Origin of the sequence: Methylobacterium sp. WL116, assembly GCF_008039455.1 — a bacterium.
Lineage (GTDB): Bacteria > Pseudomonadota > Alphaproteobacteria > Rhizobiales > Beijerinckiaceae > Methylobacterium.
In genome coordinates, this window is sequence record NZ_VRUV01000135.1 from 1 (window position 1) to 9,724 (window position 9,724).

Annotated in this window: 10 protein-coding genes; 4 read left to right on the forward strand and 6 right to left on the reverse strand. The window is 71.0% G+C overall.

What is annotated here, in order from left to right; all coding sequences use genetic code 11:
- On the reverse strand, nucleotides 1–788 hold a 788-nt coding region (locus FV223_RS12200), incomplete at its 3' end, for a glycerate-2-kinase family protein (protein WP_147727299.1).
- 211 nt (nucleotides 789–999) lie between these two features.
- Between FV223_RS12200 and FV223_RS12205 the strand changes: the two genes are divergently transcribed.
- From FV223_RS12205 to FV223_RS12215, 3 genes are all read left to right on the forward strand, one after another.
- Nucleotides 1,000–1,767, forward strand: a complete 768-nt coding sequence (locus FV223_RS12205) for an N-formylglutamate amidohydrolase (RefSeq protein WP_147727300.1) — start codon at nucleotides 1,000–1,002, stop codon at nucleotides 1,765–1,767.
- A 73-nt stretch (nucleotides 1,768–1,840) separates the two neighbouring features.
- Nucleotides 1,841–2,149 carry a DUF1244 domain-containing protein gene (locus tag FV223_RS12210; protein WP_147727301.1) on the forward strand — a complete coding sequence of 103 codons (309 nt, stop codon included), beginning with the start codon at nucleotides 1,841–1,843 and terminating at the stop codon, nucleotides 2,147–2,149.
- 115 nt (nucleotides 2,150–2,264) lie between these two features.
- On the forward strand, nucleotides 2,265–2,543 hold the full coding sequence (locus FV223_RS12215; protein ID WP_147727302.1) for a DUF2312 domain-containing protein: 279 nt from the start codon (nucleotides 2,265–2,267) through the stop codon (nucleotides 2,541–2,543).
- Between the two features lie 58 nt (nucleotides 2,544–2,601).
- On the opposite strand, the gene FV223_RS12220 is transcribed toward FV223_RS12215, so the two are convergent.
- From FV223_RS12220 to FV223_RS12240, 5 genes are all read right to left on the reverse strand, one after another.
- Nucleotides 2,602–3,894, reverse strand: a complete 1,293-nt coding sequence (locus tag FV223_RS12220) for an aminotransferase class I/II-fold pyridoxal phosphate-dependent enzyme (RefSeq protein ID WP_147727303.1) — start codon at nucleotides 3,892–3,894, stop codon at nucleotides 2,602–2,604.
- Nucleotides 3,895–3,983: 89 nt separating this feature from the next.
- Nucleotides 3,984–4,370 (reverse strand): response regulator, encoded by a 387-nt coding sequence (locus tag FV223_RS12225; RefSeq protein ID WP_147727304.1) that lies wholly within the window; start codon nucleotides 4,368–4,370, stop codon nucleotides 3,984–3,986.
- Between the two features lie 75 nt (nucleotides 4,371–4,445).
- Nucleotides 4,446–4,772 carry a YnfA family protein gene (locus tag FV223_RS12230; RefSeq protein ID WP_147727305.1) on the reverse strand — a complete coding sequence of 109 codons (327 nt, stop codon included), beginning with the start codon at nucleotides 4,770–4,772 and terminating at the stop codon, nucleotides 4,446–4,448.
- Between the two features lie 84 nt (nucleotides 4,773–4,856).
- A complete protein-coding gene (locus FV223_RS12235) occupies nucleotides 4,857–6,158 on the reverse strand; it encodes an HWE histidine kinase domain-containing protein (protein WP_147727306.1) in 1,302 nt (433 codons plus the stop codon).
- Nucleotides 6,159–6,438: 280 nt separating this feature from the next.
- Entirely contained in the window at nucleotides 6,439–8,070 is a 1,632-nt protein-coding gene (locus FV223_RS12240; protein WP_147727307.1) for an AarF/UbiB family protein, read from the reverse strand.
- 290 nt (nucleotides 8,071–8,360) lie between these two features.
- Between FV223_RS12240 and FV223_RS12245 the strand changes: the two genes are divergently transcribed.
- Nucleotides 8,361–9,686 carry an O-acetylhomoserine aminocarboxypropyltransferase gene (locus FV223_RS12245; protein ID WP_147727308.1) on the forward strand — a complete coding sequence of 442 codons (1,326 nt, stop codon included), beginning with the start codon at nucleotides 8,361–8,363 and terminating at the stop codon, nucleotides 9,684–9,686.
- The last annotated feature ends 38 nt before the right edge of the window (nucleotides 9,687–9,724 follow it).

A 9,724-nucleotide genomic window follows, 5' to 3' on the forward strand; every position in this document is an offset into this window, starting at 1 on the left:
TACTCGGCCCGCGCGAAGGCCGGGTCGCCGGCTTTCGGGGTCTCGTTCAGCGGGTCGTTCAGCAGGCGGATCGCGGTCTCGGGCAGCGGGATCCCGCGGCGCTCGCAGATCGCGCGGGCGTCGGCGAGCGTCGACGGGTCGGGCACGGTCGGGCCGGAGGCGATCACCGCGGGGTCGTCGAACGGCACGTCAGAGATCGCCAGCGTCAGGATCGAGCGGGCGTTGCGCGCGGCCACCGCGAGGCGGCCGCCCTTGATGCGCGAGAGGTGCTTGCGCACGGTGTTGATCTCGCCGATCGGCGCGCCCGAGCGCAGCATCGCGCGGGTGATCGCCTGCTTCTCGATGAGCGTCAGGTCGCCGGCCGGCGCGATCCAGTTGGCCGAGCCGCCGCCCGAGAGCAGAACCAGCACCTCGTCGTCGGGGCCGGCGGCGGTGGCGAGCGCCAGCGCCTCCCGGGTCGCGGCGATGCCGGCCTCGTCCGGTACGGGATGGCCGGCCTCGACCATGCGGATGCCGGGCGCGTCCTGCCCGTAACCGTGGCGGGCGACGGCCAGGCCGACGATGCGGTCGTCGCCGAGCCCGTGTTGCTCGCGGTAGAACCGGCTGGCGACCGCCGCCATGCTTCCCCCCGCCTTGCCGGCGCCGAGGATGATCAGCCGGCCCGGGGTCGGGGGCGGCAGGTGCGCCGGCAGGCAGGTATCGGGGTGGGCGGCCTCGATCGCCGCGGCGAGGAAGCCGTCGAGCAGGGTCCGCAGGGCGCGCGTGGCGGGGTCGATCTCAGGCGTCATCGGTCAGGGTCTCGCGCGTCGTTTCCTCGTTCGTGCGGTCCTCGCCTTCGCGACCCGCGGGTGCGGGCAGGGGCGACGGGCTCTTTAGGCGACGGGCCTGTTTCTTGCCGTGGCCGTTTCTTGCCGTGAGCGCACGATCCTTGATACGTGCTCTGCCCGAGCCTTGCCGTGACGGCAAGACCTCCCAGCCTCCGCGAACCGAACCGGACCCGTGCCCCTGTCCCACAGCCTCGCGCGACACCCGCCCCACCCGGTCGAGACGATCCCGGGCGATCCCGGCTGCGGGCTGATCCTGGCCTGCGACCACGCCTCGAACCACGTGCCCGACGACATCGAGCTCGGGCTGCCCGAGGGCGAGTTCCGGCGCCACATCGCCTACGACATCGGGGCGGCGGGCGTGACCCGGCGGCTCGCGGCGCTGCTCGGCGCGCCGGCGATCCTCACCGACTTCTCGCGGCTGATCATCGACCCGAACCGCGGCCGGGCCGACCCGACGCTGGTGATGCGGCTCTCGGACGGGGCGGTGGTGCCCGGCAACGCGCGGATCGACGAGGCCGGCAAGCAGGCGCGCATCGCCCGCTTCTACGATCCGTTCGACCGGGCGATCGATGCCGCGGTGGCGGCGGCCGACACCGCGGCCGGCCCGCCGATGCTCCTGACGATGCACAGCTTCACCCCGTTCTGGCGCGGCGTCCCCCGGCCCTGGGAGGTCGGCATCCTCTACGACCGGGACGAGCGCCTCAGCGCGCCCTTGATCGCGGGCCTGCGCGCCGACCCCGCCGGGCTGACGGTGGGCGACAACGAGCCCTACGGCGGCGGCCTGCCCGGCGACACGATCGACCGGCACGCCACCGCGCGGGGGCTGGCCAATGCGCTGGTCGAGATCCGCCAGGACCTGATCGCCGCCGAGGCCGGGCAGGGCGAATGGGCCGCGCGCTTTGCCGGGCTTCTCCGCCCGCTGATGAAGGGTCGCGCTTGACGCGGGCACGCTTGACTCGGGCGCGCCCCGCGCCGACCTCCAGCGGATCATTTACGAACAGCGCGAGAGGCCGATGACCGAGATCGATCCGAAGACGCAGACCGAGCTCGAGGCGGCGGTCTACCGGCGCTTGGTGGCGCATCTCCAGGCGCGTACCGATGTCCAGAACATCGACATGATGAACCTCGCCGGCTTCTGCCGGAACTGCCTGTCGAATTGGATGAAGGACGCGGCCGACGCCGAAGGCCTCGGCCTGACCAAGGACGAGGCCCGCGAGCGGGTCTACGGGATGCCGTTCTCCGAATGGAAGGCGAAGTACCAGACCGAGGCCAGCCCCGAGCAGCAGGCCGCCTTCGCCAAATCCGCGGCGGAGCCGCACTGACGCGTTCCGCCGCCGGGCCGCGGCGACGCGTTCCACGGCGGGGCTGCGCGGGTCGCTCCGGCTAAGCTCCCGGTAAGTTTACTCCCCTACGAACCGGGCAGGACAGGAGAGAACCATGAACGCGCATGCCATGCCGACCCCCGGCGACGTGTCATCATCCGAGGGCGTGGCCGCCGACGAGCTTCGCGCGTTCATCGAGCGCATCGAGCGCCTCGAGGAGGAGAAGAGCGGCATCGCCGGCGACATCAAGGAAGTGATGGCCGAGCTGAAGGGCCGCGGCTTCGACGTGAAGGCGGTCCGCACCATCCTGCGCATGCGCAAGAAGGACCACAGCGAGCGCCAGGAGGAGGAGGCGATCCTCGAGCTCTACATGCAGGCGCTCGGCATGGTCTGACGGCTCGCGACGGCATGCTCGACCACGGTCGAGCATGCCGCAACGTCCGAGGCGACCTTCAGCCCACCTGGGCCAGGGCCTGCGCGATGTCCGCGATCAGGTCCTCGACGTTCTCCAGGCCGATCGACAGGCGGACGGTGTCGGGGCCGACGCAGGCTGCCTCCTTCTCGTCCTTCGGCAACTGGCGGTGCGTCGTCGTCGCGGGATGGATCGCCAGCGACTTGATCTCGCCGATGTTCACGAGGTGCGAGATCAGCTCCAGGCTGGTGATGAACGTCAGCGCGGCCGGCTCGCCGCCCTTCAGGGCGAAGGTGAAGATCGAGCCCGGCCCCTGCGGCACGTAGCGCTGCGCCAGCGCCTCGCCGGGCTGGCCGGGCAGGCCCGGATAGCTCACCCAGGCGACGGCCGGATGGTCCTTGAGGTAGGCGGCGACCGTGCGCGCGTTGGCGCAGTGGCGCGCCATCCTGAGCGGCAGGGTCTCGATGCCGGTCAGCGTCAGGAACGCGTTCATCGGCGAGAGGCCGGGGCCGAGGTCGCGCAGGCCGAACAGGCGGCAGGCCACGGCGAACGGGTTGTCGGGGAAGCGCTCGGTGATGACGAGGCCGTCGTAGTCGGGCCATGCGCCGGTGATCAGGTTGTAGTGGTCGGTCCTCGTCCAGTCGAACCGGCCGGCGTCGCAGATCACGCCGCCGATGGTCTGGCCGGAGCCGCCGAGGAACTTCGATGTCGAGTGCACGACGATGTCGGCGCCGTGCTCGATCGGTCGGATCAGGGCGGGCGAGGCGAGGGTGTTGTCGACGACGAGCGGCAGACCGTGGCGCCGGGCCACCTCGGCGATGCCGGCGATGTCCATCACCGTGGCGCACGGGTTGACGATCGACTCGCAGATGATCGCCCGGGTCTCCGGCGTGATCGCCGCCTCGAAATCGGCCGGCGTCAGGCCCTTGGCGAAGAGCGGCTTCAGGTCGTAGCGCCCGTCGAGCCGCCGCATCAGGCCGAGCGAACCACCGAACAGGCGCGGCGAGGCGACGTAGGCGTCGCCGCTCTTCATCAGCGTCAGCATCACCAGCAGCAGCGCCGACTGCCCCGAGGACACGGCGATGGCGGCCTTCGCGCCCTCGAGCGCGGCCACGCGCCGCTCAAGGGCGGCGACGGTGGGGTTCGAGCCGCGCGAGTACGAGAACCCGGTGCGGCGCATGTTGAAGATGTCGGCGGCCTGCTCGGTGGAATCGAACACGAAGCCGTTGGTGAAGTAGATCGGCTGCGCCCGCGCGCCGGTGGCCGGGTCGGGGCTGGCACCGGCATGGATCGCCTGGGTGGCGAATCGGGGCGTCTTCGGCGTGTCTGTCATCGAACTCGGTCCTCGGGACCATGCCCTATCACGGCGGACCGGGGGAGGGGCAACCGCGGGCAGGGCCCGTCGGGCCTGCGGGCGTGGGCTCAGGCCGCGCGGTGGATGAAGGAACGCAGCGTCCGGACCAGGGTGTTGGGCTCGTAGGGCTTCGGGATGAAGCGGGCGCCGTCGGGCATGTCGTAGGGGCCGGGCGTGCCCATGCCGGACACGACGAGGACCGGGATCGCCGGCCAGCGGTCGGCCACGAGGCGGGCCAGCGCGAAACCGTCCATCGAGCCTTGCGGCATGTCGACATCGGTCATCAGAACTTGAACGTCGTCGCGATTCTCAAGAACCTTCAGCGCCTTGTCCGCATGGCTCGCTTCGAGAACCGTGAAACCCGCATCGGCGAGGGTGTCGGCGGCTTCCATCAGAAGAAGGCCGTCGTCTTCCACCAGGAGAACGACGGGTTGATCTGTCGGGCTGTCGGTCATCAGGCCTGCGGACACTGTGTTTGAACACCAGCACCGGGGCCTATTCCCCGGTGTCCGCCTCGTCAAGGCGCGCGCTCACGCCGGCCTCGGCCCCCACAGGATGAGGCCGGCGCCGGCGAGACAGATCATCGCGCCGGAGAGGTCCCAGCGGTCGGGCGGGCGATCCTCCACGAGCCAGAGCCAGGCGAGCGAGAGCGCGATGTAGATGCCGCCGTAGGCGGCGTAGGCGCGCCCGGCGGCCTCCGCCTCGACCCGGGTGAGCAGCAGCGCGAACCCGGCAAGCGCGAGGGCGCCGGGCAGGAGCCAGAGCGGCGAGTACCCGAGCCTGAGCCAGGCCCAGGCGGCAAAGCAGCCGGCGATCTCGCAGAGGCCGGCTGCGACGTAGACGAGGAGCGTGGACACGCCGCGACCTCTCTCACGCCCGGCGGCGATCGCCAATGGGCGGCGCCCGCCTGGGCGTCGCGCCGGATCCCCGGCGGGGGTGCCTCAGGCGGCGACGACCGAGGCGAGCGGCGCCTCCAGGGTCAGCACCGCCCCGGTCGGCGGAAACCGGAGCGCGACCGCGCCGCCGAAATCGTGGCTCAGGCACCGGGCGATCAGGCGCGTGCCGAACCCCGTCCGCGTCGGCGGCGCGACCGGCGGACCGCCGATCTCCTCCCAGCGGAAGCGGAGGCGCGCATCCGGCTCCGTCTCGTCGATCGCCCAGGAGATCGCCACCCGGCCGGCGCCGGTCGAGAGCGCGCCGTACTTGGCGGCGTTGGTGGCGAGCTCGTGCAGCATCAGCGCCAGGGTCAGGCCGTGGCCGGCGGCGAGCGTCAGGTCGGGACCGCTCACCGTGAACCGGCCGGGCACCCCGTCGCCGTGCAGCGCCACCGCGCCGGCGACGAGGCCCGACAGCGAGGCGCTCGACCACGCGCCCTGAACCAGCACGTCGTGGGCCTGGGCCAGCGCCACGAGGCGGGCATCCAGCGCCCGGCCGGCCTCCTCCAGCGAGGGGGCGTTGCGCAGGGTCTGCGTCGCCACCGCCTGGACCAGGGCGAGGGTGTTCTTCACCCGGTGCGCGAGCTCCTGCATGAGCAGGGTCTGGCGCGCCTCGTTGCGCTTGAGGTCGGTGATGTCGCGCGACACCGCGAGGATGCGTTCGGGGCGGCCGTCGGCGCCGTCGATCGGCGTCACCGCGATGTCCCACCAGGTCGGCGCGGCGCCCGCGTTCAGAACCGCCTGGAACCGGCACGGCCGCCCGGCCCGCGCCGCATCGAGGGCGTCGCGGATGCCGGCACGGCTGTCGGGGGCGGACCAGAAGTCGATCCAGGCCCGGCCGACGAGGCCGGCGAACGTCTCGACGCCCAGGACGGCGGGCCCGTTCTCGCTCACGGTGATCAGGCGGCCGTCGAGGTCCAGCACCTTCACGAAGTCGGTGGTGGTCCAGAGGATGCGCCGGTTGAACTCCTCGCTGGCCCGGAGCTGCGCGTTCAGCTCCTCGGCGCCGGCGAGGCGGGCGGCACCGCGCGCCAGGTCGCGCCGGCAATGCTCCACGGTGCTCTCGGCCTCGGCGCGCATCCGCACCGCCTCGGCGACGATCCGACGTGCCTCGATGCGGCTGGCGCCGCGTTCCGAGACGACGATCCGGCCGAGGCGCGCATTGCGTTCGGCTTCCGCGTCGGCCTGCCGGCTCGCCTCGCTCAGCAACGCCCGGAGATGGTGGTTCTCCGCCTCGAGGGCGGAGAGCCGCCGGTCGGCGACCGTGGCCTGAAAGGCGGAAATCTTGCAACTCGCGCCCGTGTCCATCGCACAAGCTCCCCTTCGACGACCGTCGCGCGGCGCCGGCGGGCGTGTCCGCGAGGCGTGCGACGGCGTATCGACCCGCGAAACGCGCGGCGTGGCGACGCGATGTCGAGAAGCGGAGCGCGACCGGCGAATGAATCCGCTTCTGAGCCGCGCCCCACCCGCATCCTCACGATTCGGTGGGCGGAATTACGCTAGCATATCGGCCCGGGCCTGCAAGGCACGATTGTAGTCAAGCCGACCGGACCGGAACGGATACAAGTCTAGGCCGTCGCGCAGGACGTCACTTCTTCCGTCCAAGCAGCACGAGCCAGCCGACGCCGAGGGTGAACACGACCAGGCCGATCGTGACGAAGACCGGCGTCCCGAGGTCGATCAGGCGCGGCGCGAGCTGGGTGGCGAAGGCGGCGACCACCAGCGCCACCGCGACGCGGGCCGCCGCCCGCTCGATGCCGCGGGTGACCTTGTCGAGGCCCTTCACCTCGATCTCGACGGTGACGCGGCCTTGCTTCAGACGCACCAGCATCAGGTGGATCAGCGTCGGCAGCTCCGAGGCGGCGCCGTAGAGGCCGACGCCCAGCGCCTCGGCCTTGGATTTCAGCCCGGTCAGCGAGAACTGCGTCTGCATGCTCGCCCGCACCGTCGGGCCGGCGGCGGCGAACAGGTCGAAGTTCGGATCGAGGTGGCGCATCACGCCGTCGGCGGTGACGAGGCCCTTGAACAGGATCGCAAGGTCGGTCGGCATCGCGAGGTCGTTCTCACGCGCCATGGTCATGAAGTCGGTGAGCACCAACCCGAGGTTGAGCGGGATCGAGGAATGGCTCTCGACGAAGGCCTGCGCCGAACCTTCCAGCCGGGTCAGGTCCGGGCTGCTCGAGCCGGTCCAGTCGAGCAGCACCGCCATCAGCCCGTCGGCGTCCTGCTTCAGCATCGCGCCGATCAGCACGAGCAGCTGGTTGCGCCGCTTCTGCGACAGGCGCCCGATGATGCCGAAATCGATGAATCCGATCCGGTTACCCGACATCGCCAGCATGTTGCCCGGGTGCGGATCAGCGTGGAACACGCCCTCGATCAGAGCCATCTTCAGGAAGGCGTCGGTCCCCTTCTGGGCGAGCAGCTTCTTGTCGACGCCGGCGGCGGCGAGCCGCGCCTCGTCGTTCGGGGGGATGCCGTGGATGAATTCCTGCACCAGCACCCGCTCGGAGCACCACTCCCAGTGGATCTTCGGGAATACGATGTCGTCGCGGTCGGAGAACAGCGAAGCGAGCAACTCGCAGTTGCGCGCCTCGTTCATCAGGTCGAGCTCGCCGTTCAGGCCGGCGGCGAGGTGGCGCATCTGCTCGCCCGGTTGGTAGCGGGCCATGTCCGGCCATTCGGTCTCGACGATGCGGGCGCCGTGCGCCATCAGGCGCAGGTCCGCGTCGATGATCTTGCGCAGGCCCGGGCGCAGCACCTTGACGATGACGTCCTCGCCCGAATGCAGCTTGGCCCGGTAGACCTGGGCGATCGAGGCCGAGGCGATCGCGTTGGTGTCGAACTCGGCGAAGATCTCCTGCGGCGGCGCCCCGAGGTCGGCCTCCAGCTGCGGGCGGATCGTCTCCCAGGAGACCGGCGAGACCTGGCTGTGGAGCTTGGCCAGCTCCTCGGTCCACATCGGCGAGAGCAGGTCGGGACGGCTGGCGAGCACCTGGCCGAACTTGATGAAGGTCGGCCCCAGAGCCTCGATCGCGCGGCGCAGGCGCTCGGGCTCCGACAGGCGGGTGACGTCGATCTTCGGCTTGCGGCGCGGAAGGATCGGGATGTAGCGCAGCCCGAGCCGGTCCACGACCTTGTTGACGCCGAAGCCGATCAGGATCGAGGCGATCTCCGACAGCCGCTGACGGTCGCGCGCGGCAACGAAGGCGGTTTTCAGCATAGAGCGGATCGATCCGTGCGGGGCGACGAGGGAAGGTGCCCGGACAGCACGAGCATCGGGTCTTTTTTAGGGTCGGAGACCGCGCCGTCCCGGATCGGAGGGCTGCGGCGCTTCGGCCCGGACGGGCGCGCCTTCCCGCATCCAGCGGCTGCGCCTCCCCATCACAGGCGGCCGAGCCGTGCTGTGACGGGGGCCGGCGCCTTGCACCGCCGCGGCGGGGAAGCGTAAACCGCGTGCCAGCGCTGGCGCGAACGTGATCGTGCCCGAACGACCCGGCCGAGGAGAGACCCATGACGACCGACCGGCTGCCCGGCTTCAACACCCTCGCGATCCACGCGGGCGCGAGCCCCGATGCGGCCACGGGCGCACGGGCGACGCCGATCTACCAGACCACGAGCTTCGTGTTCGACGACGTCGACCACGCCGCCTCGCTGTTCGGGCTGCAGGCCTTCGGCAACATCTACTCGCGCATCACCAACCCGACCAACGCCGTGCTGGAGGAGCGCATCGCCGCCCTCGAAGGCGGCACCGCGGCGGTCGCGGTGTCGTCCGGCCACGCGGCCGAGTTCCTGACGATGCACGCGCTGATGCAGCCGGGCGACGAGTTCATCGCGGCCAACAAGCTCTACGGCGGCTCGATCAACCAGTTCAACCACAGCTACAAGAACTTCGGCTGGAGCGTGGTCTGGGCCGACACCGACGACCCGTCCTCGTTCGAGCGGGCGATCACGCCGCGCACCAAGGCGATCTTCTGCGAATCCATCGCCAACCCGGGCGGCGTCATCACCGACATCGCCGCCCTGTCGGAGATCGCCAAGCGCCACAACATCCCGCTCATCGTCGACAACACCATGGCGACGCCGTACCTGATCCGCCCGTTCGAGCACGGCGCCGACATCGTCGTGCACTCGGCGACGAAGTTCCTCGGCGGCCACGGCAACTCGATCGGCGGTCTCGTGGTCGACGGCGGCACCTTCCCCTGGGCCGGCGACGCGCGCTACCCGATGATGAGCCAGCCGCGCCCGGAATATGCCGGCATGGTGCTGGCCGAGACCTTCGGCAATTTCGGCTTCGCCATCGCCATCCGGGTGCTCGGCCTGCGCGACCTCGGGCCGGCGCTGTCGCCGTTCAACGCCTTCCTGATCCTCAACGGCATCGAGACCCTGCCGCTGCGGATGCAGCGCCACTGCGACAACGCCATGGCCGTCGCGACGCACCTGGCGGGCCACCCGGCGGTGTCGTGGGTGAGCTATCCGGGGCTCGAGACCGACCACTACCATCAGCTCGCCAAGCGCTACACGCCGAACGGCTTCGGCTCGGTCTTCACCATCGGCCTCGCGGGCGGCTACGATGCCGGCGTGAAGCTCGTCGGCAACCTGCAGCTGTTCTCGCACGTGGCGAACATCGGCGACACGCGCTCGCTGGTGATCCACCCGGCCTCGACCACCCACCGCCAACTCACCGACGCGCAGAAGACCGCGGCCGGCGCCGGGCCGGAGGTGGTCCGCCTCTCGATCGGCCTCGAGGACCCGGCCGACCTGATCGAGGACCTCGACGGCGCGATGATCTGTCTCGCCGGCGCCGGCCTCATCCTGTGGGGGCCGAGGCCGGCGTGAGCGCGCGCCTTGACGAGGCGGACACCGGGGAATAGGCC

Excerpts from the sequence above, each read along its gene's own strand:
- FV223_RS12215 (WP_147727302.1), top strand. The coding sequence starts at position 2,265 with ATGAACGCGCATGCCATGCCGACCCCCGGCGACGTGTCATCATCCGAG.
- FV223_RS12235 (WP_147727306.1), bottom strand. The coding sequence starts at position 6,158 with ATGGACACGGGCGCGAGTTGCAAGATTTCCGCCTTTCAGGCCACGGTC.
- FV223_RS12220 (WP_147727303.1), bottom strand. The coding sequence starts at position 3,894 with ATGACAGACACGCCGAAGACGCCCCGATTCGCCACCCAGGCGATCCAT.
- FV223_RS12245 (WP_147727308.1), top strand. The coding sequence starts at position 8,361 with ATGACGACCGACCGGCTGCCCGGCTTCAACACCCTCGCGATCCACGCG.
- FV223_RS12210 (WP_147727301.1), top strand. The coding sequence starts at position 1,841 with ATGACCGAGATCGATCCGAAGACGCAGACCGAGCTCGAGGCGGCGGTC.
- FV223_RS12225 (WP_147727304.1), bottom strand. The coding sequence starts at position 4,370 with ATGACCGACAGCCCGACAGATCAACCCGTCGTTCTCCTGGTGGAAGAC.
- FV223_RS12240 (WP_147727307.1), bottom strand. The coding sequence starts at position 8,070 with ATGCTGAAAACCGCCTTCGTTGCCGCGCGCGACCGTCAGCGGCTGTCG.